We start from the raw sequence: 24,714 nt of genomic DNA, 5'->3' as shown, positions 1-24,714 counted from the left end.
CAGACCCAAGTTTCTTTTCTCTGATTTAGTCCAGCACTCGGCTTCCGCCAGCTACTTCTGCAATGTAAAAGCTAGGGGCATAGCCGACGACTTCTTGATACTTGCGGCCAACATTTTCTTTGAAAGATTCCACCGCATCCTTAGCAACTAAAGCAATGGCGCAGCCACCGAAGCCTGCTCCAGTCATACGAGCCCCTAGAACACCTTCTTGCTCCCAGGCCGTGTGAACCAAGGTGTCCAGCTCTAGACCAGTCACTTCATAGTCATGTTCCAAAGAAACGTGGGAAGCATTCATGAGACGGCCAAACTTGTCAAGATCGCCTGCCTGCAAAGCTGCTCGCGCTTGCAAAGTGCGCTGATTTTCTAAAACGGCATGGCGAGCCCGTTTGAGGCGATTTTCGTCCTCTATCAAATAGCTATACTCGTCAAAAGACCACTCGTCCAACTCACCCAAGGTAGTGATAGACAGCTTACGATTGAGTTCTTCAACAGCTTTTTCACACTCAGCACGGCGTTCATTGTACTTAGAGTCAGCCAGCTCACGCCGCTTGTTGGTATTCATAATCACTACGACATTGTCCTTGAGATCAAGCGGCACCAAATCATATTCAAGAGTATTGGTATCTAAGTAAATAGCCCTCTGGTCAGCTCCCATTCCGATAGCAAACTGGTCCATAATGCCAGAATTAACCCCGATAAATTCATTCTCAGTTAACTTCCCGATTTTCACTAAGTCCAGACGTTCTAACTGCAAGTCAAAGAGTTTCTCAGCAATGACACCCGTCAAAAGCTCCAGCGATGCAGAAGATGATAAGCCAGAACCATTTGGAATATTTCCATAAACATAGACATCCATGCCTCGGTCAATCTTATAGCCTGCCTCCTGCAGAAAATGCAGAACTCCTTTCGGATAGTTGGTCCAGTTATGCTCAGGCTCAAAGTGCAGGTTTCCCAGCGACACTTCAATAATCCCTTTTTCTTCAAAATTCCCTGAGAAGAATCGCAAGAGCTGGTCATCCCGCTTGCGAGCCGCTCCATAGGTTCCGAGAGAAATTGCTGCAGGAAAGACATGGCCGCCGTTATAGTCTGTATGCTCACCAATCAGATTGATCCGACCGGGTGAAAAGAAAGTGTGGTCCGCTTCTACTCCAAAAACCTTGGCAAAATCTGCGCGGACTTGCTCCGCTGAAATTAGGTTTGACATAAGCTAAACTCCTTTAAAATGAATAATCGATATTGTAATCGTTTTCTTATCTTTATTATAACTATTTTCAAGTAAAACTTCAATAAATTTAGTAAAATTTTACTTAACAAAATGTTTACTAAATTCTTCTTTGTTATTTACTAATTTTTGAGTTATAATTTATGTAGACAGTAAATTAAAAAGGATCAAATCAAATGGCTACTATCAAAGATATCGCCCAGACTGCTGGTGTTTCTCCCGCAACTGTTTCGAGGGTTTTGAACTATGACAAGTCCATGTCTGTCAGCGATGAGACGCGTAAGAAGATTTTCGATATCGCTGAACAGCTCAATTACCAAAAAAGCAAAAGGCAGAAAAAGACTTCACCTCAGACCCACCGCATTGCCATCGTTGAATGGTACACTGAGCTGGAAGAGCTGGATGATCTTTACTACTACTCCATCCGCTTAGGCATTGAAAAGAAAGCCCAGGAACTGGGCTATGATATCGTGCGGATTTTCAACAACGACTCTCTGAGCCAGCTAGAGCAGATTGACGGCATCATTGCCATCGGAAAATTCAGCAGCAAGCAAGTCAAGGACCTGGAGCAATACAGTCCTGCCTTGGTTTTCGTGGATAGCGATACGATCGACCAAGGCCACAGCTGTGTAACAACGGACTTTGAGCATGCCGTTACTCATGTTCTCGACCATTTTCTTCAGCAGGGTATTGGAGAAATCGGTATGATTGCTGGACGTGAAGAAACAGCAGATGGAACGACAAGTCTTGACGATCCGCGCTTGGCCTGCTTCTGCCGTTACCTTAGTGACAAAGGTCTTTATCAGCCGACTTATGTCAAGACAGGCAAGTTCTCCTCAGAGTCGGGCTACCAGCTGATGAAAGACATGATTGACGAACAAAAAGAACAGATGCCCAAAGCATTTTTCATAGCCAGCGATGCTCTGGCAGTCGGTGCTCTCCGTGCTCTTCAGGAAGCGAGAATAGCTGTTCCCCAAGATGTCCAGATTATTTCCTTTAATGATACATCCATCGCCAAATACGTCTATCCGCCTCTCAGCACTGTGACAGTCTTTACAGAGGAAATGGGTAAGCAAGCTCTGCAGATGCTGGACCAGATGATTAAAACTGACGAAAGCCCCATCCCCTATATGATCAAGCTCTCTACCAAGCTGACACTAAGAGCAAGCAGCCTTTAAGCTAGAAAGACCGCCTATGAAAACCTACGAAAAAATCTTTGACATCCTCAGCCAGGCTGACGACTATGTCAACGGTGAAAAAATAGCCCAAGAATTGGGCATTTCACGAACTTCCATTTGGAAAGCCATCCAAAAACTGGAAAAAGAAGGCATCCAAATCGAATCCGTCAAGAACCGGGGCTATCGATTGACAGCGGGTGACTTGCTGATTCCTGATTGGATTGAGGAACACTCACCTGTTCAGGTCTCCTTTAATCCTGACTGCCAGTCCACTCAGATGGACGCCAAGGCTGGCATGGAGGCCGGACGCCCGGCCAACACTCTTTATCTGGCCGCTGCCCAATCTGCTGGCCGTGGCCGTTTCGGTCGTGCCTTCTTCTGCCCCAGCCAGGGCGGCTTTTACATGTCTCTCCACCTCAAGCCCAACCTCCCCTTCGACCAGCTCCCTTCCTATACTATCTTGACTGCAGGAGCTATCTACAAGGCAGTGAAAAATCTAACCCTCATGGAAGTTGATATCAAGTGGGTCAATGACATTTACTATCGAAACAAGAAAATTTCCGGCATCCTGACCGAGGCTACAACTTCTATTGAGACAGGGCTCGTCACTGATGTTATCATTGGTGTTGGCTTTAATTTTTTCATTAAAGACTTTCCAGCTGAGATTAAAGAAAAGGCTGGCTCCCTCTTTGAAGAGAAACCAGCCATTAGTCGCAATGAGCTCATTGCCGAGATTTGGAAATGCTTCTACGAAAGTGCCCCAGAAGAGCTCATCTACCTCTACAAGGAGCGCTCCTTGGTGCTAGGACGGCAAGTAAGCTTCAGCCAAAAAGGCGCAGACTACCAAGGTTTGGCCAAGGATATCTCAGACAGCGGGCAACTCTTAGTCCAGCTGACAAATGGTCAGGAAATCTGGCTCAACAGCGGCGAAGTCTCGCTAACCAATTGGTAATCAAAAATTTCATTTCAAAAGGACTGAGTCTCATAGCTCAGTCCTGTTTTCATTATTTCGGTCCTAAATGTTTATCGATTTCATCCACAATCCGCCCCATGACATAGGAAATCTGCAGATTACGCAGCACTAAAACTGCCCAGAAAGCAGCCATGAAATAGCGCCCCGCCATGATAGATTCATTGAAAAAATAGGTTTCTAAGGCCGTAAAAACAGCCATTACAATAAATTGTCGTCTGTTCATAGTTTTATTATAACACGAAAGCCTAGAAAAATCTTTTTTAATCCTCTTGAATGGTAATTTTTTCTGCTAAAAAGTCAAATCCCTCTGGAATCAGGCTTTCCTCTTCCTTCTCTTCAGCCTCTGTCTTGCCATTGCGGCTGCGAGCTGAAAAGTCCGCCCGAATCTTGGTCCACTCTTCCAAGGAAATAGCCAAAATCTCTGGTGAAAAGCCTGCTGCATTGCTGAGGATATTGCCAAACATGGTATTGAGATTGTCCCGCTTCATGGTCTGCTCAGCGTTGAAATTAGACTCAAAAGCTAAGATAGCATGACTTTCATTGGCCGCTACCGGCTGCGATCCTGCCAGCAAGGCCTTATCAGCTCCAGCCAGACTTTCGATAATCTCACCCCAAGCATTCTGCAGCTTAGTCAGATTGCTGCGAGCCAGACTAGGATTCTCAACAGCCTCTTCTAAGATGGCATTGACCTTATTGCGGTCTGCTCGGTAGCCCTTAGACTTCTGCGGTCGAATATCCGAAGTTTTGACAGCCGCTACAGGTTTCCCATTGCCATTAGCCAGCTGCTGTTTAAGACTATCAATCTCTTGTCTCAGACCCTTGAGCTCATCAGCTAGATTATCCGGAATCGCTGCCGCTGCAGGAAGACTGCTAGTCTCTGCCAGTCGAATGGTCATCATTTCTGTATAAATCTTGGGCTGCAGGCTATTCTTGATATCTGCCAAACTCTTGGTCGCCATATCAATCATGGCAAAGAGAGTGTCCTGCGGTGTCTTGAGATTTTCCAGAAAGAGCTCGCTGGTATGATGATTCTCCCCACCAGTTTTGACAATAATCAAGTCACGCAGGTATTGCAGGAGGTCCGTCACAAAACGGGCCATATTTTTACCGCTGTCAAAAATCAGATTGAGATTATCCAAGGCTGCTACTGCATCATGAGAAATCAAGGCTGCTACATAGGCATCCAAGGCTCCTAAGCTGATGGAGCCAGTGATTTCTTCAGCAATGTCAGTAGTCAAACGATTTTCCTGAGTTAAGCTAAGAGCCTGATCGAGGATAGACAAGGCATCCCGCATACCGCCCTCGGATCGACGGGCAATAATCTGCACACCTTCTTGCTCAAAATCAATCCCTTCCTGCTCTAAAATCCACTCAATATGGCCAATAATGTCCTGCGTCTTGATAGACTTAAACTCAAAACGCTGGACGCGTGAAAGAATGGTCGCTGGAATCTTATGCAGCTCTGTCGTCGCTAGGATAAAAACCACATTTTCCGTTGGCTCTTCCAAGGTCTTAAGCAAGGCGTTAAAAGCCCCAGTCGAGAGCATGTGGACCTCGTCAATGATATAGACCTTGTGCTTGGCAAGACTGGGTGCATAGGTTGACTTGTCCCGAATGTCACGAATCTCATCTACCCCATTATTTGAAGCAGCGTCGATTTCGATGACATCTTCAAGGCTCCCCTCAGTAATGGCCTTACAAATATAGCAGTCATTGCAGGGCTCGCCGTCCTTTTGATTCGGACAATTCATAGCCTTGGCAAAAATCTTAGCAACACTAGTTTTCCCTGTTCCACGTGGACCAGAAAAGAGATAGGCATGGCTGATTTTTCCTTGCTCCACAGCCTGACGCAGAGTGGTAGCTACTACTTGCTGCCCCACCAGCTGACCAAAGGTCTGACTGCGGTATTTCCGATATAAAGCTTGATACATTAGGCTTTTTCTCCAAACATTTCAAAATTCCAAGTCGTTTTTTCAAGCAAAATCTGGACAAATTTTTCCAGATATTCCTGTTCCACATAATCATAATCACCCGCCAAGGCTGAGTCCAAATCCAACACTCCCAGAAGACGACCGTCTTTTACCATGGGCACCACAATCTCGCTTTTCGCTCTACTATCACAAGAGATATAGTTGGCATGCTGGCTCACATCGTCTACGATAATGGTCTGCTTTTTCTCAGCAGATTCCCCACAGACACCCTTACCTAAGGCAATATGGACACAGGAAACACCACCCTGAAAAGGCCCCAGAATCAGCTCACTCCCATCAAAAAGATAGAAACCAGTAAAAACCGAATGAGGCAGGGCTTGATTGAGCAGGGCGCTAGCGTTCGACAGATTTGCCAAAGCATTGGTCTCGCCCTCCAACAAGGCTTCTAGCTGAGCCAATAAAAGTTGATAATTTGAATTTTTTTCTTTTGTGTTCATAGAGTCTATTATATCAAAAAGCCGGTCTTTCAACCAAGCTTTTCTTTAATTTTGTTATCCAAAAATTCATCAATCAGTCTATTTACAATATCGGGTTGGTCGGTATTAGAATTATGTGCCGCCTTATCAATCCATTGAACAGACTTCCCAGTATTTTTTTCATAGGCTTTCAAATATCGTATACAAGACCCTGCACGATCTTCTTTTCCACATATAACCAATTGTGGACATTTCACTTCATAAGAAAGCTTCTTCTCTACCGCTTCTGAAAATATCTTATATCCGTATCCTGTAAGACGAGCATATCTTTTTTGATCGCCATCATAAACCATCATCATATCATACATCAGTTTTCTTCCATAGTCTGTTGTTGATACGCTTTTAGGTCCAGATTTCAAAAGAGATTTCCATGGATAGATTCTATAAATTGCTTCCATATTTTTTAAGAGCCACAATTCCATAGCTGTATAATACTTCCTTTGCATGGAAGGTGAATCAATCATAACAAGACCTTTTAATTTCTCGGGAAAAAGTTGAGCATAAACCTGTCCCACATATCCTCCCATCGACTGACCAATTATGATTGGCCTTTCAATTCCCTCTTTGACAAATATTCCATCTAGCCATTTCGCCATATCAAACAAGCTAAAATTGAGCTTAAAAGGATAAGATAATGCGTGGCCTGGAGCATCCCACACCAGGACTCTATATTTGTCTTTAAAGTACTCTATTTGTTTGTCAAATAATCTATGGTCAGCTGTAAGTCCAGGTAAAAAGATAAGAGCACTTTTCGCTGATGCATCCATATCATTCGTCCAATAGTGAATGACTCCACTTGATGTTTCATATGTCTTTTCAATCAAAATACTACACCCGCATTCTTATTTATTTTCCTCCAAAACCTTCATTTCTTCCCCCTCCACCAGCACTGCTTGGCGATTATTAAGAGGCAGTAAATTAAGCTTGTCTCCATAAGTTTCTAGGATTGCCTTAGCACTTTCAGCAAAGGGTTCTTCTCCGACATGAGGAAGGAGATAAAAATCTGCCTCCTTTAACGCCACCGTATCAGACAGTTCCCCTGCTACTTCCTTATCGTCCATAAGTCTGATGTAGTCAATATCCTCAGCAGTAATAACAGCGCCAGCAGATTCACCCACATAGATCATACCGTCTGCAATCTGCTCTTTTATCAAGGACATAAGTTGCTTTTTCTTTAGTTCTTGCAGAAGATAAAAAGTATTGCCACCAGAGACATAGAGGAGCTTGCTTTGGAAAATTTTGGCCTGAGCTGTTTCTCTATCACAAGCTGAAATATCCAAGACTTCTACTTGAAATCCCAAGTCCTCAAAGGTTTGTAGGGCTTCGTCAATATAGCCTCTGTAGTCTTCTACATTTCCAGCCGTCGGGATAAAAAGTACCTGATTGCCCAATTTCTTTTCGGACGCATATTGTCCGAACAAGTCCTTGACTCCCGCAAAATATGAACATAAAAATAATTGTTTCATAGGATACCTCCTTATTTTTTCTTAATTTTATAAAGAATCCATTGACCATTTCTTTGGCTATCGATGAGATGCAAGTCCAAGTTAGACAAATAATGCTCCAGTTTTTCTTGCTTTCTAAAGTCTGGTAGGTAGTAAGCTAATTTACTCCATTCACATGCCAGTAAGATGATTCCATCTGACTTAAGTATCTGCTTAAGTTCTAGGAACGCCTGAGCTAAATCCGACCAATGAAAATGAGTCTGAAAGGCTGTAATCAAATCCCTCAACCGGAAGATTTGTATTCTCAACATTTTTCACCTCAAATGCTAGTCCAGGCCCAGCAAATTTTTCAGCTGCTCTGATGGCCGTAGAAGAAATATCAATCCCCAACACTTGGCTATTAGGAAAGTGCTTTTTCAAATATTTCGAGGAAGCTCCATTTCCAACTCCAACATCCAAAATAGCATTATATCGTTTCTTATAATCCAGCTGACTGACCGACCAAACAACCATAGGCAGATAAACGCGATTCCATAATTTCATCATCCATAAGCCGACAAAACCTGATGGTTTCTTAGATTGGTAAATTAAGTAAAGAAAAGCAAGAATAATCAAAAGGCTAATTATTGCTAGATAACCCATACGCCTTCCCTCTCATATCTTCCGCCATAAAACTTTTTAGCTTCTTCTGTATAGTTCTTGATAAAATCCGTTTTCGCCTCTGTATAGGCATCACGATTGTGCTCGTATTGCTTCCACAAGGACAGCTTGAGCTTTTCATAGTCTTTAGCTACAGCAGGGTGCTCCTGTAAGTAGTCTCTAAAGTAAAGTTCATCATGATCGCCTTCATAGCGCAGATGCAGATGGAAAATCCGCTCGGCAAAACCACTCGGTGTGTAGCCTTTATTAAATGACATCCGCCCTTGGCTTTCTGACATGAGCAGATAACCATTTTGCAGCAGCAAGTCTCTCATTACCGCCATATCTGTTTCTTTGGGAATTTCCAATAAGATATCCACTATTGGCTTGGCCCAAATGGTCTCTACCGATGTTGAGCCAATATGGCTAAGACGAACGATCTGATGTTCTGGCAAAAAACTCAAGAGCCGAAGCCGTTCCGCCTCATACCAATCTTTCCACGCTACCTGATGCTCTCTCAGAAAAATCGGAAAAAGCTGCCACAGCTCTTCTAGCGACATTTCCTCTAAAGATGGACTCATAAGCACCTCCTTAGGTAATTTATACAAGCGTTTTCTATAGTTATGATTATAGGAAAAATACGCATCCTAGTCAAACCTCGCACTTATTGAACAGATATTTATTTTTGTAATATTTTTGAAAAGTTTCAGTTGTCAAACAATCTATTTTTTAGTAGAATGATGTCGGAGATATATTATTTAAAAGGAGTTCTTTATGAAAAAGTTTAGGTTTGGCACTTGGCTTGTCCTGTCAGCCGGCTCTTTGTTGTTACTTTCACAGGCTCTTCCTGCAGAAAATGTTGCTGCGAATCAGAAGAACCAGATTAAGGTCCAGCTGCTCAACCATAGCGATGAAACAGCTATCGGCACTCTGGAGTTGAATGGAGAGTATCAGCTAAAGCTAGGGAAAAAGGACAAGTACGGTCGGGCTACTGCTGCTCATGTTCAAATGCAGGAGCAACACAAAGCCAAAAAGAAAAAGGAGACCAAGGTCACTTACAATCCCATCGGTTGGCACAATTACAAATTCTACTACGGAAATGGAGATGATCGGGCTTGGCTCATGAATCGCGCTCACCTGATTGGCTTCACTTTCAGCGGCCTCAATAACGAAGGGAAAAACCTCGTTCCGATGACCGCTTGGCTCAACTCTGGCAGTTTCCAAGGACTGGACGACAATAACCCAGATAGCATGATCTATTATGAACATCGCTTGGAGCGCTGGTTAGAGGAAAATCCAGATTATTGGCTGGATTACAAGGTTACTCCGATTTATACGGACAATGAGCTTCTTCCTCGCAAGATTGAGCTCCAGTATGTCGGGCTTGACGCAGAAGGCAATATTGTCAGCATCCAGCTAGGGGGCAAGGAAACAATAGATGAAGACGGAATGTCTCATGCCATCCTGGACAATATCTCTCCAAATGCAGAGATTGACTACCAAACAGGCACTGCTGTCAATACCATGATTGAGTAGAATTAATAGATAAGAACATACAAACAGACCATCGCTATGATGATCTGTTTTTTTATTTATTTTTACCAATACAGACAACCGTAAACCAACAAGACTGCAATCATACTGAAAAGCGAGCCAATCAGATAGTATTCAGCAAAGGACTGGCTTTCTGAAATCTTATTATAGCGGGCAATAGACTTAGCCGTAAAAACTAGCCCAATGGCAGTAAACTGCCCGAAAATAAGAGAAAGTCCCATAATCAAGCGCTCTAATATCCCAATCATGGCACCAGCCCCCGCAATAGTCTCCCCACTGTCTTCCCCCGCCTGATACTTGCTGAAGAAGAGTTTAAAGAGGATATTAATCGGCTTACCAGTAAGGGCGAAGAAAAAGAAAGCCTGTAGCATGAGGTAGCGCTCAGAAAGCCAATTAGGAGCTGGAATTTGCTGCTGCCCTAAGAGAAAATAAAGAGCAAAAATGCTAATCAGATGCAAGACCTGATCCAGTATAAAGGCAAACTTTTGAGCATGATGCTGGACAATCGATGAATTCAACCTATTCTTCAAGAAGTCAATCAGCGCATGACTGAGCCAGACCAAGGCGAAATATAGCAGATAATTAGGTAAGATGAGCCCCAAGAGCAACAAGGGCAATAGAACAATTCCCAAGTGGAGAATCAAGAAATTCAATCGCTGGCTTTTGAGGTCGGCCATTTTCTGACTTTGAAGCTGAAAATCAGCTAGCACATGAGCCAGCAAAGTCAATACGAGAATCGGATTTTGCATAAAAAATTCTGAAAATCCCATAAAATTTGTCATTCTTCAGCCTCCTTTGCTGCCTGTAGAATCATTCTCATGGCTAAACGGCGATTTCTCAGATAGATCTTCAGACCAGACGACTTGAGCCGCTTACTAAGCGCACTGGGACTAATCTGTAACAGCTCTGCTATTTCTCCATGAGAAAAATTCTCGTCATAGATATATTCCATGAGCATCTGCTCCAAAACCTCTCTCTGACTGGTGTTCCACTTGCTTTGGATAAATGAAGTAGCTGTCAGCACCGTATTGACCGCCTGACTGAGCTCTTCATCTCCCAAGGATACAGCTATACGACTGCTGCCGTAGTCGTTCTTCTCATGAATAGCCTCAATGGCTGCGCGTGCCCTCCAGTAGGCCGGACCGTCCGCGCCAATACTCTGCTCCCGATTGATGTCTGTCACAATCTCCCCCAGGCCAAGCCCGAAGCGAATAGGATGAGGAAAGCCCAAGGCAATCTGATCAAGGAGCTGCATAATCTCTGGATTAGGCCGCAACAAAGCCTGAAACTCATCTCCAGTTGTTACTGTAAAAGGCGACACCAGATAATCCTGATAATCCTGATTTAGCACCGCCATCATGTCCTGCAGGTCCTTCTGGGCCTGCTTACGATTTTTCAGCTGTTTGGATTCAATTAAATCTCCAATAAGAGCAATATAAAGCATACCAAACCTCCTTTAAGTCCATTATAAAGGAAAATTTAAAAAATGTCTATTTAAACGGCAACTTTTTAGAATATCTATTGTAAAGGAAAGTCTATTTTTTCTTTTTAGGTGCTGGTAAGGCAGGATAGGCAGCTTCAATCAAACTGCAGAGAAAGGCAGCATCTTCTACTTCTTTTATATGAAGCATTGGTTTTGCGCCTGGATAAGGAGACTCATAAATCGGATTTTCAAAAAAATTCAGAGCTGGCTGGACCGGCTTGAGCAGCAAGCGATTGTCATAAATCCCGCCGAATAAGCGACCTCGATAATAAAGCAAATACTCTCCCATCATTTTGCGAAAGCTAATTTCTTGGCCTAAGCCCTGCAGCTGCTTCAGAATAAAATCCAAATATTCTTGACTAGATGCCATCGGAACACCTCCATGAATTGATACTTTATTATACCAGAAATGGATGAAGATTTCCTGACTAAGAGATAAACACATCTCCTTCAATCCGTAGTCTATCTATCCTCAAGTAAGCAAAAAAGCTAGACCTTACAAGTCTAACCCTTTTACTTCTTATTTTTTTAAAAGTCCTTCCTTGACCAGATAATCACGCGCAACAGCTTCCGCTTTTTTACCTTCGATGCCAACTTGATAATTCATCTGGCTCATCTGACTTTCCGTAATTTTACCAGCCAGCTTATTGAGAATACCTTCCAACTCAGGGTGTTTTTCTAGCAGTTCAGCCTTCAGGAGAGGCGCTCCTTGATAAGGAGGGAAAAGATGTTTATCGTCTTCTAAAACTTGTAAATCATAACGCGCAAGTTCTGCGTCAGTCGAATAGGCATCCGTGATTTGAATATCACCCGACTGGATAGCTTGGTAGCGAAGGGCTGGTTCCATGGTTGACACATTGAGATTCAGTCCATAGACAGATTGAAGTCCCTTGTTCCCATCTTCACGGTCGTTAAATTCCAAGGTGAACCCTGCCTTGAGCTTGTCTTGAACCGCCTTAAGGTCAGAGATGGTTTTAAGATTGTATTCTTTAGCAACACTCTTAGGTACTGCAATTGCATATGTATTTTGATAAGCCATGTGATTGAGCAAAACTAGATTGTCTTGTTTTTTGATTCCATCACGCGCTGCTTCAAAAACTTCTTCAGCATCATTGCTGACCTTTGGAGCAGGCTGCAAGAGTGTTCCAGTAATCGTACCGGTAAACTCAGGATAGATATCAATATCACCTTTTTTCAGTGCTTGATAAAGGAAGTCTGTCTTCCCAAAATTAGGTTTGACTGTCACAGTCATATCCGTATTTTCCTCTATGAGAAGTTTATACATATTCATGAGAATTTCTGGCTCTGGACCCAATTTCCCAGCAATAACCAGATGATCCTTCTCCTGTTTCGGTAGCAAACTTGGCGTATAAGAAGCGCCGAGCCCGAGTATTAAGACAGCAAAAGCTGTAAATACAGTCCGAAGCTTAGCCTTTTCCATCCATTTAAGGAGACTGTTGAAAAGAATAGCCAAAACTGCAGATGAAATTGCTCCAATCAGGATCAGACTGGCATTGCGACGATCAATTCCTAGAAGGATAAAGGAACCTAGTCCACCAGCTCCGACAAGGGCTGCTAGAGTTGCTGTTCCGATAACCATTACCGTTGCCGTCCGAACTCCTGACACGATGACGGGCATAGCTAGAGGCAGTTCAAACTTTTTGAGTCGCTCCCACTTGGTCATCCCAAAGGCGATTCCAGCTTCTTCTAAACTAGGATCAATCCCATTCAAAGCCGTGACAGTATTTTCTAAAATCGGGAAAATAGCGTAAATCACCAGAGCAGTCAGTGCCGGAAGTGTACCAATCCCCATGAGGGGGATAAAGAGTCCCAGCAAGGCCATTGAAGGAATGGTTTGAAAGATTCCTGCAATTTGCAGTACCCAATTGGCTGCCTTTTTGTGACTATGAAGATAGATAGCGAGCGGAATGGTCAGGAAGATGGCCACTAGTAAGGTCAGAAGAGACAGCTGGAGGTGTTGCCCTAAGGCTGCCAACCATTCGCCAAAACGCTCCTGAAAGGTAGAAAACAAATTAGCCATGTTGAACACCTCCAAATAAATCTGCTACGAAATTAGTCGCAGGTGAAGATAAGATTTCCTCAGGTGTCGCCACTTGACGAATCTCTCCGTCCTGCAGAACAGCAATCCGATTCCCCAACTTTAAAGCCTCGTCCGTATCATGAGTCACAAAAATTGTCGTCATCCCAAACTGGTCATGGATACTCTTGGTCAAGCTCTGCAATTGCTTACGAGAGATAGCATCAAGAGCTGAAAAAGGCTCGTCCATCAGTAGGATTTTGGGTTGGGCGATAATGGCACGGACAATGCCCACCCGTTGCTGCTCACCGCCAGATAGCTCGCCCGGCATGCGCTGAGCATAGTCTTCAGCAGGCAAGCCTACTAACTCCAGCAATTCATCAGTCTTCTGCTGAATATCTGCCTTGCTCCATCCTTTCATTTCAGGAATGAGAGCAATATTTTCAGCCACAGTTAGGTTTGGAAAGAGGGCAATCGCTTGTAAGACATAGCCAGTAGAAAGGCGTAGCTCTCGCTCATCATAGTCCTTGATGCGCTTGCCGTCCATGCAAACATCACCATCTGTAGGTTCCAAGAGGCGGTTGATGATCTTGAGCATGGTTGTCTTACCGGACCCAGAAGGACCCACTAAAACCATGAACTCTCCATCCTCAATCTGTAAGTTGACATCTCTCAAGACATCCTTTTCTGTATAGCGTAGCGCTACATTTTTATATTCAATCATTGTTTGTCCTCAATTTAAAACTTTCCTCGATTAATTAAGTCTTCTACCTTAGGCATGACTTCTTTATTATCCCAATGCTCCACAATCAAGCCATTCTCATCTGCACGGAAAGTATCCGTTGTCACCCATTGAGCTTCCCCGCCATTGAGATATTGATGAACATGAACAAAGACCAGATTACCATCCTCAATAGTACGGACAATCTTCATCTCACGCTCGGGATGGCGCTCGAAGAAATTTGCAAAGAAAGTCGCAAATCCTTCTTTCCCATCAGGCACACCTGTCGAATGTTGGATATAAGTATCTCCTACAGACTGTGCTTGAGCCTCAGCAACTCGTCCGTCTTGAATAGCATGAATGTATAGATTTTGTCCATTTTCAACTTGTTTTGACATATTCTAAACCTCATTTTCCTTCTCTTTCAGATTAGCCAAAATTCTTTCTTGAAAACCTTCAAATTGGCGAATTTCTTCCTCTGAAAATCCTTTGTAACAGATAGTATCCAATCTCTGACTGACACGTTGCCCAACTTCTTTCTGGGACCAACCCTGATCCGTCAACTTGACATATTTTTTTCGCTTGTCGGAGCCACACTGACTAAAGGTCACCAAACCCTGCTCTTCCAACTTTTTCAGCATAGTCGTCAGCGTATTATTGGCAAGTCCTGTCTCCAGCGCAATATCTGTCGCCGTAGCGCAGCCCGTCTTACTATTCCATAAAACCGCTAAAATCTTTCCCTGCTCACTCCGATAAAGAGAGTCAGGGTCATGTCTCAGTAACTTTTGAAAAATCCGCCCATTCAACAAACGAATATGATGGGCTACCAAATGACAATATTTCATGAAACCTCCAATTTATTTCTATATCGAATTGTTTTTTAATTGTAACAATTTGAATTATATCTGTCAAGAATTTTGTTCTATTTGGAAATAATTTTAAACTGGGTAAAGATTTTAAACTTAAAGTTCCAAACTAAAAAGCTCAGTGCGGAAGAAGATCTTCTCTCTCGCACTGAGCTTCTTTTTTCTTAGTAGTATTCACCCTGACGGTAATCCCATGAGTTAAAGGTATCGGACAGGTGCATCATGATTTTGTCAATGTCCAAACCTTTGCGGATGACCACTGGTGCTGGTGAGATGGAACGTTGCCCACCTTGTTCTGGAATCAGTTTTCCAGCTTTATCAACCATAGAGACCATAACGCCTTGCTCGTAGCGCGTTTCAATGGTCTTATCTGGCTGGATAGAGGCTACATAGTCATCTGCTTCAATGACTAAGTCAACAGCATTTTCGATGCGCTCGCCAATTCCTTCGACTTTGCCGCGGTTTCCTTTACCGGATGGGTTGGCTGAGGATGCATAGACCATCTTGCCTTCTTCCCAAAGCTTAGCTGCCAGCTGCTCGCCCGCCTTACCAAACTTAATAACAAAACAGCTAGTGCCACGAACATCTGTCATCAGCTCTTCCCGACCGTCGCCATAGGCTTTGAGCTTTTCAAAAGCTTCTGGCTTCCATGGAAGGATACAGCCCAAGAGGATGTCTTCATCCCAATGCTTTTGATAAAAAGCTTCAATTTCCGGATTCAGCTGAGCCAAAGCACGGAGCTCATCCATACTGCCACAGAGGACAACACCTGGCTTATTACGGTTACGAGCTTTAGCTTCAAACTTACGCTCCAAGCCAGCTTTATCGCTGGTCATGATGATGTAACCCACCTTGGTCGGGCAAACGATACAGCCGCCATCGCCTTTCAGGATGTCATAACCTTCTTGTGAAAGCTGTCCGTTCCATTGAATGTGTTTTGTCATAAGTTTCTTCCTTTTCTATTAAATTAAGATTTATTTTACCATATATTTTTATCGGATACAAGGTTTTTTCAGAATTTTCTCAATATAGCAAAAATATGGTTACTGCCAATAAGATGGACGATTTTTTTCATATTCTGCAATCAAATCCTCATACTGCAGCGTAATGCCAATGTCATCCAGGCCGTTGAGGAGCTTGTGCTTCCATTCACCATCAATGTCAAAGGAGAATTCTCCCACCGGCGAAAAAATCTTCTGCTGCTCCAAATCCACCGTCACTTCATCCGTCGGCTTCAGATTCGCCAAGGCTTGCCGGACTTCCAGTGGCTGGACGATAGGCAGCATACCGTTGTTAAGCTCGTTATTGTAGTGAATATCGCCAAAAGATCCAGCAATGACTACCTTGAAGCCATAGTCAGACAAGGCCCAGGCAGCGTGCTCCCGAGAGGAACCCGCTCCGAAATTGTCCCCAGTAATCAGAATAGTCGCCTTGCGATACTCAGGTCTGTTAAAGACGAAATCAGGATCTTCGGTGTACTGATTGTCCAGATAGCGCCATGCGTACATAAGGTACTTACCAAAGCCTTTTTTATCAATCAACTTGAGAAACTGCTTGGGTAAAATTTGGTCTGTATCGATATTATCGTTCATGAGGGGGACTGTTGTCCCCGTGTAGATTGTAAATTTTTCCATAAAACTTCCTTACTGGACCTCCGGTAGTTGGCGGACATCTACGAAGTGCCCGGCAATAGCTGCCGCTGCTGCCATGGCAGGACTGCAAAGATGGGTTTTAGCACCAAATCCCTGACGATCCTCAAAGTTCCGATTACTAGTAGAAGCACAGTGAACTCCATCTGGCACCTTGTCTGGATTCATTCCCAGGCACATGGAACAACCCGGATCGCGCCACTCAAATCCCGCATCCATGAAAATTTTATCCAGTCCCATCTTTTCAGCAGCCCGCTTGACCGGACGAGAGCCTGGTACGACGATAGCTGTCAGATTGGGAGCAATGTGCTTACCAGCGACAAACTTAGCCGCCAGCTGCAAATCGCTGAGTCTGGCATTGGTACAGGAGCCGATAAAGATATAACCTAGGTCAATATCTTCTGCTTTCTTACCTGGTGAGAGGTCCATGTAATTATAGGCCCGCTCATCGTTCATATCACGTATTTCTGGGAAAGCCGCGCCAAACTCTACTCCCATAGAAGGATTGGTTCCCCAAGTCACCATAGGTGCCAACTGGGAAACATCAATCTCAATAACCTTATCATAGACAGCATCAGGATCACTAACCAGAGTCTTCCAATCGGCTACCGCCGCCTCAAAGTCCTTGGGAGCGCCCGGCCGTCCTTGAACGTAATCATAGGTCTTCTGGTCGGGATTCATAATGCCCATCTTGGATCCAAACTCAATGGACATATTGCAGATGGTCATGCGCTCTTCCATGGTCAGATGGTCAATCGCATCACCAGCATACTCGACCACATGACCGACACCTGCAGCCACACCATATCGGGCAATCAGAGCGAGGATAAAGTCCTTGGAATAGACACCTTTAGGTGGCACCCCAGTAAATTTGACCAACATTTTCTTGGGCTTGACCTGCCAAATGGTCTGCGTGGCAAAGACGTGCTCCACCTCCGAAGTACCGATTCCAAAAGCAATAGCTCCAAAAGCTCCGTGAGTGGCCGTGTGACTGTCACCGCAGACGATAAATTTGCCCGGCTGAGTCTTGCCCGTTTCCGGTCCAACCATATGGACAATCCCCTGCAGTTCCGATCCGTGAGCCGCGTGTTCAATGCCAAAATCCTTGACATTCTCAGAAAGTTTATCAATCTGAGCCTTGGAAATCACATCCCGGATATCATAGATATTGACCGTAGGAACATTATGGTCAAAGGTTCCAAAGGTCAAGTCCGGCCGTCTAACTTTGCGCCCTGCATCTCGAAGACCTTGAAAAGCCTGAGGGCTGGTTACTTCATGAATATAATGCTGATCCACATACATAAGCTGGGGTTGGCCTTCTTCACCCGTTATCAGATGTCTTTCCCACAGCTTATCAAAAATCGATTTTCCAGCCATACTTGCTTCTCCATATGTAATATAAAATTCCGATTTCCACTATTATTCCGCAAATCCAAGCCAGCCAGAAATACCATTTTCTGGTCTTGTGGTGAAAGAGTCGACCGCCTAATAAAGCGCCTAAACCTCCCGCTGCCAATGCTGACAAGAGCAAAGTCTTCTCTGGAATGCGGTAGTGATTTTTCTTAGCCTTTCGCTTATCCCTGCCATAAAGCAAGAAAACGACAAGGTTCCATAGCAGGCAAATACCTGTTAATATCCATTTCATAAGTTATTGATAATGGCCTCCGTCATTTGAGTTGTTGTCGCCTGACCGCCAAGATCTTGGGTTAAAATACCTTGAGCCAAAGTCTTTTCCACCGCTGCTTCAATCGCTTCTGCAGCTTCAACCTCTGCAAAACTATCCCGCAGCATCATGGCTACAGAAAGTATCATGCTGATAGGGTTGGCAATGCCTTGCCCTGCAATATCTGGAGCAGAACCGTGAATAGGCTCATAAAGACTTGGCCCAGCAGCCGAATGACTGGCCGATGGCATAACTCCCAGCGTCCCTGACAAGACACTGGACTCGTCTGAGAGAATATCGCCGAAGAGATTTTCCGTTACCACAACGTCAAACTTAGCAGGATTGGTAATCATGAGCATCGCAGCGCTATCCACCAATTGGTGCTCCAAGGTCACATCTGGATAATCCTTGGCCACCTCATCTGCTACTCTACGCCAGAGTTTGGATGTCGCTAGCACATTTTGCTTGTCAATACTGGTCACGCGCTTTCTGCGACCACGCGCAATGTCAAAGGCCTTACGGACAATTCGTTCCACCTCTTCATAGCTGTAGTCGTTGATATCACGCGCAGATTTGTCCTTCAAAATATGCTCACCAAAGTAAATCCCACCAGTCAGCTCGCGCACGACCACGAAATCCACACCAGCAATTCGCTCTGCCTTCAAAGGCGACAAATGCTTAAGAGCATCGAAAATCTTAACTGGGCGGATATTGGCATAGAGTTCAAGCTCCTTGCGCAGAGCGAGCAAGCCTTGCTCAGGACGAACTGGAGCATTATCATACTGGGGACTGCCGATAGCTGCTAGGAGAATAGCATCCGCCTCCTTGGCTGCTACCAGAGTAGACTGAGGCAGAGGATTACCTTCCGCATCAATACCAGCACCCCCAAAAGCCTTCTCTGTGACATGGTAAGTAAATCCAAACTTGCCCGCAACAGCAGCCAGTACTTTGAGACCGGCTTCCATGATTTCTGGGCCGATACCATCACCCGCCAGAGCTACAATTTCTTTTGTCATAGTCGCTTCCTTCTAATTATTTGCAGGCAGATCGCGGTAGGATACCTGATGGCCGATTTCACCCGCATTTTCCTTTTGCACAAAGGTATTGGCATGGATATAGGCAATGGCGCTGGCCTTAAGAACATCAAAGTCAATACCAGAGGAGTTGAAAATTGTATCTGTATCCGTATTTTCAACAGCTACCAAGACGCGAGCCTGAGAGTCAATACCATCCGTCACCGCCTCGATGTTATAAGATAAAAGCTGAACAGACTGGTTAAAGAATTGGTCAATGGCATTAAAGATAGCTTCAACGCTTCCTTTACCTTCTGCCACACAGCTGACCGTCTCTCCGTCGCCATTAACCAGCTGCACATCCGCTGTGATGGTATGGTCATCATTGGTCGTCAGCTGCAGATCATCAAAGTGGAAGCCTTCAGGATTTTCGACCGTCGTTCCAGCAATCAGAGCCCGAATATCAGCGTCTGTGACTTCATTTTTCTTATCAGCCAAGACCTTAAATTTAGCAAAGAGATCATTAATTTCAGATTCTGCAAAGTCCAGAGCCAATTCTTTGAGTTTTTCGACAAAGGCATGGCGGCCAGACAGTTTACCAAGCGGAAGCGAATTGCTCTTAACACCAACCAGCTCAGGTGTGATGATTTCATAGGTCAGTGGATTCTTAAGAACACCATCCTGATGGATACCGGACTCATGAGAGAAGGCATTGCCACCAACGACCGCCTTGTTCTTAGGCACTGGAATACCTGAGAAGCGGGACACCAGCTCAGAAGTGTTGATGGTTTCATTAAGGACGATATCCGACTCAACCTGATAGTAGTCCTGACGAATTTCTAAGGCAACTGCTACTTCTTCCAATGCTACATTACCAGCCCGCTCACCGATTCCATTGATAGTTCCCTGAACACGACCAGCACCGTGCTTGATAGCCGTCAAAGTATTGGCCGTTGCCATACCAAGGTCATCATGACAATGAACACCAAATACCACCTTATGATCAGAAGTCACATTTGCCACTAGGTAGTCGAAAATATTTGCAAACTCTTCTGGAGTAGTAAAGCCAACTGTATCTGGAATATTGATATAAGTCGCACCTGCATCCACTGCTGTTTGTACCACCTGAAAGAGGAAATCCAGCTCTGTTCTTGTCGCATCCTCTGGTGAAAACTCGACTATATCGAACTTGGAGCGCGCGTAGGAGACATGCTCTTTCACTGCTTCTAAAATCTCTTCCTTGGACTTTTTCAGCTTGAACTCTCTGTGAATAGGACTGGTCGCAATGAAGACATGAATCTGTGGATGCTTAGCATCCTTGAGCGCTTCATAGCAGGCATCAATGTCTGATTTAACCGAACGCGCCAGCCCAGTAACAGAAGCTTTTGTGATGACTTTAGCAATCTCCTGCACCGCCGCAAAAGAATCTGGACTCGCAGCAGGAAAACCGGCTTCAATGACTGAAATCCCCCACTTCTCTAACTGCTTGGCAATAGCCACCTTCTCCTTGATAGAGAAATTCACTCCTGGTGTCTGCTCACCATCCCGGAGGCTGGTATCAAAAAATTCAACTTTGCGTGTCATAGACAACTCCTTTTCTAAGATACATAGACCATTTAGGAAAAAATCTTCCCCAACTTCTAGGTCGTGTTCAATGACTGAGACGGTATAAGACAAATCGATTTCAGAAAAATCAAGATGTAGCCCCACTCCCGTCGCTCCTTTAGAATCCATTTCTTCCTCATCAGAGTTTGAGGTAAGATAGGTGAAATAAAAAACATCTCACTTGAGGAACAAGCGAGATGTTGATTTACTCCCGCTTGGTAAGCCAAACAGGACTAATGCTTTTGCACTAGCCCGAGTAACGCAACAACAAAGCAAAGCTTGAAGATTGGGTTGACTTCATGTTTGACTAACTCCTTTTTGAGATGGTTTCTTATTGTTTAGTATTTTAACACAGTATCATAAACCTGTCAAGAAAAAGTCGATATTTTCTGAAAATTTTTAATATGCTGGATTATTTTTGGGGATTTAAACTGTAAATACGAGAAAAAGGAAGTGAGGTAACTTTGCTTCTTCTATTTTTTCAGGAATCGTAACATGATTCATTCTACTTTCTTCATCTCCTCATATACTGAATTCCTCGGAAAAGGAGAAAGGCTGTTAGAATCAGGGAAACAAGCCAGATGGTCTTCAGGAGGTAAAATTGAATCAGATAGGTAGAGATGATGGCTCCGACTACAAAGCTTGCCAATAGAGCAACAAAGAAAAAGCCTTCTTTCAAATCTTTTCCTTTCTTGTTTCGAGCATAGTTGCCAAAAGCTACCATAGTTTTCTTGATATTCCCCGTCATAAAAGAGTTGTTATAGACAATGCCATCCACCTCGCCAAAAGCCGTCGCAACTAGGCCCATGCAGAAAGCTAGTGGTGGTACGATATAGAGACGAGGCACATTTGCTGGTAAAAATCCAGCGACAGCTGTCGTCAATATCAAAGGAAAAACACTGGACAGCCTGCGCCAAGAATGCTCAAAATGATGCTGAAAAACAGTCATCAGAAAAATCCCCAGCATAAAAGCCAACATAGTTGCCAATTTCACTTCGATTCCGCTGGTTTCCTGATTGATAAGCTCGACCGAAAGAAAAACGACGTTTCCCGTCTGACCTGCCACCAAGGTACTACCCCTCTCAATGAAGGTATAGGCGTCGATAAATCCTGCACAAAAGGTCAAGAGGCAGGCAAAAAATTTTGAACGAGAGTGAAACTCTCTTTTTACAAATTGTTTCATAAACCACCTACAAAATAAGGGAGTGACCAGACTCCGAAAATCATAGATTTCAGTCCGTCCACTTCCCCTTGCTAGATTACATTTCAAAAATCTTGCAGCTACTGCGATTCGCCAAATTGACAGCTATTTATTTCCTCAAATGACGGAGCAGAAAGCTACGTGTCCTAGCCTTCTCTGGCTTCCTTAAGGATTTTTTCAATCTTGGTCGTAATCAGGTCAATAGCCACCTTGTTAGAAGCTCCCTCTGGAATGATAACATCCGCATAGCGCTTGGTCGGCTCGATGAACTGATGGTACATAGGCTTTACGACTCCCAAATACTGCTCAATAACGCTATCCAAACTGCGTCCACGCTCTTCCATGTCTCGCTTAATCCGACGAATAATCCGAACATCGTCATCTGTGTCCACAAAGATTTTAATATCCATCAAATCCCGCAGGCGCTGATCTTCTAAGACCAAAATCCCCTCAACTATGAACACATCCTGAGGCTCCTGACGATAGGTTTTTTTGCTGCGGGTATGCTCCGTATAGTCATAAGTAGGAATATCCACAGGCCGACCAGCCAAGAGCTCCTTGATTTGCTCAATCATCAGGTCCGTGTCAAAGGCAAAAGGATGATCATAGTTGGTCTTAACCCGCTCCTCAAAAGTCAGATGCGTCTGATCCTTATAGTAGGAGTCATGCTCAATCATGGCAATTTTTTCGTTTGGAAAATTAGCCAAAATTGCTCGAGAAACACTGGTCTTTCCGCCTCCGGAACCACCAGTCACACCAATAATAATAGGTCTATTTTGCATTATAAGCTCCATCTCTTGTTATCTTATCTATTTTACCGCAATTCATGTTATAATGAAAGAGCTAAAATAAAAAAAAATACATGCTTAAAAATAGAAAAAAGGAGGTTTTTATGTTCAAACTTGGAATCATCGGAACAGGTTCTATTTCTCATGAGTTCATCAAGGCCGCTCACTCAACAGGCGACTATCAGCTGGCAGCAGTCTACTCTCGGACTCTGGCTTCTGCTGAGCGCTTTGTGCAAAACTATGAAAATACAGCCGTCTATACTGAAATGCTGGACTTTCTGTCGTCTGATATCGATGTCGTCTACATTGCTAGCCCCAACAGTTTGCACTTCAATCATGCCAAGGTAGCTATTCTGGCTCGTAAACACGTCATTGTCGAAAAGCCAGCGGTTTCTCGTCCCAAAGAATGGCGGGAATTGGTCAAGCTGGCGGACGAGCATCAAGTCTATCTCTTTGAAGCTGCCCGCAACTATCATGAGCAGGCCTTTGATACAATCAGTGATTTTCTCAAGGACAAGACCGTCTTGGGAGCCAACTTCACCTATGCCAAGTATTCTTCTAAAATGCAGGCTCTACTTGCAGGAGAGCAACCCAATGTTTTCTCAGCTAAATTTTCTGGCGGCGCTTTGATGGACTTAGGTGTCTATACAGTCTATGCGGCTATCAGACTTTTCGGCCATCCGCGCTTCGCTCGCTACAGCGCCCAGCAGCTAGCCAATACGATTGATTTAAATGGAGCCGGCTGTCTCATCTATCCAGACTTTCAAGTTCAGATTCAGGCCGGTAAAAATATAAACAGCAATCTGCCTGCGGAAATATACACGGATCAAGGAACTCTGACTTTAGACGGGATTGAATTTATCAGCTCTGCTATTTTCCAATGTCTGGATGGTCAAGAGGAGGTGCTGCCTATCAAGCGTGCTTCCCATACCATGCTGGAAGAAGCTCAAGCTTTTGCGCGAGTGCTCAAGGGCGGACAGGATGCGGCTTATGAGAAATGGTTGAATGCGGCTACGGCTGTTCACGAAAGCTTATTTGCCATGCGCAAGGACGCTGGCATTAGATTTGAGGTTGATGATGATTAAGGAACTATTTCCCCCGAGTTGGCAAAATCAGCTGGCTCAGCTAGGATTTGAAAATTTGACAACTATTCAGGAGAAGATGTTTGAGCCTATTTCTGCAGGCGATACGGTGCTGGGAATTAGTCCGACTGGTACTGGCAAAACTCTGGCCTATCTCTTTCCCAGTCTGCTCAAGCTGACACCTAGAAAAGCACAACAGCTCTTGATTTTAGCTCCTAATACTGAGTTGGCTGGACAAATTTTTGAGGTATGCAAGACTTGGGCGGAGCCTTTAGGACTGACAGCCCAGATCCTGCTCTCCGGCTCCAGCCAGAAGCGACAGATTGAGCGCCTTAAGAAAGGTCCGGAAATTATCATCGGAACGCCTGGGCGGATTTTCGAGTTGGTCAAGCTCAAGAAAATCAAGATGATGAATGTCGAAACCATCATTTTAGATGAATTTGACCAGCTGCTCAGCGATTCTCAGTATCATTTTGTAGATAAAATCACCCACTATGCGCCTCGTGACCACCAGCTGGTATATATAAGCGCCACTGCTAAGTTCGACCACGATAAGATTGCTGAAAATACTCTAGAAATCAGCATTGACGACCAAGTTTTGGACAACATCCAGCATTTTTACATGCAAGTCGAAAAACGTGATAAGGTGGAGTTGCTCCGCAAATTATCCAATGTTGAAGATTTCCGTGGACTGGTCTTCTTCAACGCTCTGTCAGACCTAGGAAGCGCTGAGGAAAAGCTCCAGTATCATGAAGCCAATGCCGTTTCTCTTGCCAGCGATGTCAACGTTAAGTTCCGCAAGGTGATTTTGGATAAGTTCAAAGAGCACCAGATTACTCTCCTGCTAGCCACTGACCTAGTTGCTCGCGGCATTGATATTGACTCGCTAGAATGCGTCGTCAATTATGAGCTTCCGCGCGATTTAGAAACCTATACCCACCGCTCTGGCCGAACCGGCCGCATGGGCAAGGAAGGCTATGTCATCACCCTCATCAGCCATCCAGAAGAACTGAAGACATTAAAAAAATACGCCCCCGTTGGTGAAATTGTATTAAAAAATCAAGAACTTTATGTAACAAGTTAAACTAAAAAGCTTTGGAAACATTAGATTTCCAAAGCTTTTTTAC

26 protein-coding genes and 2 pseudogenes are annotated in these 24,714 nt (G+C 44.2%); 5 read left to right on the top strand and 23 right to left on the bottom strand.

Features of this window, described 5'->3' with window-relative positions:
• Nucleotides 1–25: 25 nt before the first annotated feature.
• Nucleotides 26–1,204, bottom strand: coding sequence for a galactokinase (locus RWX26_RS05610; RefSeq protein ID WP_004187170.1), 1,179 nt, complete (start codon nt 1,202–1,204; stop codon nt 26–28).
• Nucleotides 1,205–1,398: 194 nt separating this feature from the next.
• Here RWX26_RS05610 and RWX26_RS05605 point away from each other — a divergent pair, with 194 nt between their 5' ends.
• Together RWX26_RS05605 and birA are read left to right on the top strand one after the other, a co-directional pair.
• Entirely contained in the window at nt 1,399–2,400 is a 1,002-nt protein-coding gene (locus tag RWX26_RS05605) for a LacI family DNA-binding transcriptional regulator (protein WP_004187172.1), read from the top strand.
• A 16-nt stretch (nt 2,401–2,416) separates the two neighbouring features.
• On the top strand, nt 2,417–3,352 hold the full coding sequence (birA, locus tag RWX26_RS05600; protein WP_004187176.1) for a bifunctional biotin--[acetyl-CoA-carboxylase] ligase/biotin operon repressor BirA: 936 nt from the start codon (nt 2,417–2,419) through the stop codon (nt 3,350–3,352).
• 52 nt (nt 3,353–3,404) lie between these two features.
• On the opposite strand, the gene RWX26_RS05595 is transcribed toward birA, so the two are convergent.
• The 7 genes and pseudogenes from RWX26_RS05595 to RWX26_RS05565 form a co-directional block, all read right to left on the bottom strand.
• Nucleotides 3,405–3,596: a DUF3272 domain-containing protein gene (locus RWX26_RS05595; protein WP_002895701.1), complete on the bottom strand. Its 192-nt coding sequence runs from the start codon at nt 3,594–3,596 to the stop codon at nt 3,405–3,407.
• A gap of 37 nt (nt 3,597–3,633) precedes the next feature.
• Nucleotides 3,634–5,304, bottom strand: a complete 1,671-nt coding sequence (dnaX, locus tag RWX26_RS05590) for a DNA polymerase III subunit gamma/tau (protein ID WP_314579978.1) — start codon at nt 5,302–5,304, stop codon at nt 3,634–3,636.
• A complete protein-coding gene (locus tag RWX26_RS05585) occupies nt 5,304–5,801 on the bottom strand; it encodes a GAF domain-containing protein (RefSeq protein WP_314579976.1) in 498 nt (165 codons plus the stop codon). The genes dnaX and RWX26_RS05585 overlap by 1 nt, the downstream gene beginning before the upstream one ends.
• Nucleotides 5,802–5,830: 29 nt before the next feature.
• Nucleotides 5,831–6,664: an alpha/beta hydrolase gene (locus RWX26_RS05580; protein WP_314579973.1), complete on the bottom strand. Its 834-nt coding sequence runs from the start codon at nt 6,662–6,664 to the stop codon at nt 5,831–5,833.
• An 18-nt stretch (nt 6,665–6,682) separates the two neighbouring features.
• Entirely contained in the window at nt 6,683–7,306 is a 624-nt protein-coding gene (locus tag RWX26_RS05575) for a Type 1 glutamine amidotransferase-like domain-containing protein (RefSeq protein ID WP_314579971.1), read from the bottom strand.
• Between the two features lie 11 nt (nt 7,307–7,317).
• Nucleotides 7,318–7,927 (bottom strand): annotated as a pseudogene (locus RWX26_RS05570) (class I SAM-dependent methyltransferase).
• Complete coding sequence (locus tag RWX26_RS05565) at nt 7,915–8,505, bottom strand: GrpB family protein (protein WP_314579969.1); 591 nt, start codon at nt 8,503–8,505, stop codon at nt 7,915–7,917. The pseudogene RWX26_RS05570 and the gene RWX26_RS05565 overlap by 13 nt, the downstream one beginning before the upstream one ends.
• Nucleotides 8,506–8,698: 193 nt before the next feature.
• Between RWX26_RS05565 and RWX26_RS05560 the strand changes: the two genes are divergently transcribed.
• The gene (locus RWX26_RS05560; RefSeq protein ID WP_314579966.1) at nt 8,699–9,460 is read left to right on the top strand and encodes a DNA/RNA non-specific endonuclease; all 762 of its coding nucleotides are present in this window, start codon (nt 8,699–8,701) and stop codon (nt 9,458–9,460) included.
• Nucleotides 9,461–9,522: 62 nt separating this feature from the next.
• Here the strand turns inward: RWX26_RS05560 and RWX26_RS05555 are convergent, their stop codons facing one another.
• From RWX26_RS05555 to udk, 15 genes and pseudogenes are all read right to left on the bottom strand, one after another.
• Nucleotides 9,523–10,260 (bottom strand): DUF3307 domain-containing protein, encoded by a 738-nt coding sequence (locus RWX26_RS05555; protein ID WP_314579964.1) that lies wholly within the window; start codon nt 10,258–10,260, stop codon nt 9,523–9,525.
• The gene (locus tag RWX26_RS05550) at nt 10,257–10,922 is read right to left on the bottom strand and encodes a SatD family protein (protein ID WP_314579962.1); all 666 of its coding nucleotides are present in this window, start codon (nt 10,920–10,922) and stop codon (nt 10,257–10,259) included. Before RWX26_RS05550 ends, RWX26_RS05555 begins: the two co-directional genes overlap by 4 nt.
• A 91-nt stretch (nt 10,923–11,013) precedes the next feature.
• Nucleotides 11,014–11,331 carry a TfoX/Sxy family protein gene (locus RWX26_RS05545; protein WP_314579960.1) on the bottom strand — a complete coding sequence of 106 codons (318 nt, stop codon included), beginning with the start codon at nt 11,329–11,331 and terminating at the stop codon, nt 11,014–11,016.
• Nucleotides 11,332–11,481: 150 nt separating this feature from the next.
• Complete coding sequence (locus tag RWX26_RS05540; RefSeq protein WP_314579957.1) at nt 11,482–13,002, bottom strand: ABC transporter permease/substrate-binding protein; 1,521 nt, start codon at nt 13,000–13,002, stop codon at nt 11,482–11,484.
• The gene (locus RWX26_RS05535; protein ID WP_314579955.1) at nt 12,995–13,723 is read right to left on the bottom strand and encodes an ABC transporter ATP-binding protein; all 729 of its coding nucleotides are present in this window, start codon (nt 13,721–13,723) and stop codon (nt 12,995–12,997) included. Before RWX26_RS05535 ends, RWX26_RS05540 begins: the two co-directional genes overlap by 8 nt.
• 68 nt (nt 13,724–13,791) lie before the next feature.
• A pseudogene (locus RWX26_RS05530) lies at nt 13,792–14,118 on the bottom strand (nuclear transport factor 2 family protein); the annotation flags it as partial.
• A 3-nt stretch (nt 14,119–14,121) separates the two neighbouring features.
• On the bottom strand, nt 14,122–14,565 hold the full coding sequence (locus RWX26_RS05525; protein ID WP_314579953.1) for a MarR family transcriptional regulator: 444 nt from the start codon (nt 14,563–14,565) through the stop codon (nt 14,122–14,124).
• Between the two features lie 185 nt (nt 14,566–14,750).
• Entirely contained in the window at nt 14,751–15,530 is a 780-nt protein-coding gene (locus RWX26_RS05520) for a Sua5/YciO/YrdC/YwlC family protein (protein ID WP_314579951.1), read from the bottom strand.
• Between the two features lie 99 nt (nt 15,531–15,629).
• A complete protein-coding gene (gene leuD / locus RWX26_RS05515; RefSeq protein ID WP_125401552.1) occupies nt 15,630–16,220 on the bottom strand; it encodes a 3-isopropylmalate dehydratase small subunit in 591 nt (196 codons plus the stop codon).
• Nucleotides 16,221–16,229: 9 nt separating this feature from the next.
• Nucleotides 16,230–17,612 (bottom strand): 3-isopropylmalate dehydratase large subunit, encoded by a 1,383-nt coding sequence (leuC, locus tag RWX26_RS05510; protein WP_125341313.1) that lies wholly within the window; start codon nt 17,610–17,612, stop codon nt 16,230–16,232.
• Nucleotides 17,590–17,880, bottom strand: coding sequence for a DUF1294 domain-containing protein (locus RWX26_RS05505; RefSeq protein WP_314579950.1), 291 nt, complete (start codon nt 17,878–17,880; stop codon nt 17,590–17,592). The genes leuC and RWX26_RS05505 overlap by 23 nt, the downstream gene beginning before the upstream one ends.
• Nucleotides 17,877–18,914, bottom strand: a complete 1,038-nt coding sequence (gene leuB / locus RWX26_RS05500) for a 3-isopropylmalate dehydrogenase (RefSeq protein ID WP_314579949.1) — start codon at nt 18,912–18,914, stop codon at nt 17,877–17,879. The genes RWX26_RS05505 and leuB overlap by 4 nt, the downstream gene beginning before the upstream one ends.
• A 12-nt stretch (nt 18,915–18,926) precedes the next feature.
• Nucleotides 18,927–20,495, bottom strand: coding sequence for a 2-isopropylmalate synthase (locus tag RWX26_RS05495; protein WP_176693558.1), 1,569 nt, complete (start codon nt 20,493–20,495; stop codon nt 18,927–18,929).
• 535 nt (nt 20,496–21,030) lie between these two features.
• Complete coding sequence (locus tag RWX26_RS05490; protein ID WP_314579947.1) at nt 21,031–21,699, bottom strand: YoaK family protein; 669 nt, start codon at nt 21,697–21,699, stop codon at nt 21,031–21,033.
• A gap of 164 nt (nt 21,700–21,863) precedes the next feature.
• Nucleotides 21,864–22,499 carry a uridine kinase gene (gene udk / locus RWX26_RS05485; RefSeq protein ID WP_009660533.1) on the bottom strand — a complete coding sequence of 212 codons (636 nt, stop codon included), beginning with the start codon at nt 22,497–22,499 and terminating at the stop codon, nt 21,864–21,866.
• Nucleotides 22,500–22,579: 80 nt separating this feature from the next.
• Here udk and RWX26_RS05480 point away from each other — a divergent pair, with 80 nt between their 5' ends.
• On the top strand, nt 22,580–23,590 hold the full coding sequence (locus tag RWX26_RS05480; protein ID WP_002930181.1) for a Gfo/Idh/MocA family protein: 1,011 nt from the start codon (nt 22,580–22,582) through the stop codon (nt 23,588–23,590).
• A complete protein-coding gene (locus RWX26_RS05475; RefSeq protein WP_314579944.1) occupies nt 23,580–24,671 on the top strand; it encodes a DEAD/DEAH box helicase in 1,092 nt (363 codons plus the stop codon). Before RWX26_RS05480 ends, RWX26_RS05475 begins: the two co-directional genes overlap by 11 nt.
• Nucleotides 24,672–24,714: the final 43 nt, after the last annotated feature.

It is taken from the genome of uncultured Streptococcus sp. (assembly GCF_963536705.1).
Taxonomy (GTDB): Bacteria; Bacillota; Bacilli; order Lactobacillales; family Streptococcaceae; genus Streptococcus.
This window is presented reverse-complemented; position numbering and strand designations above follow the sequence as displayed.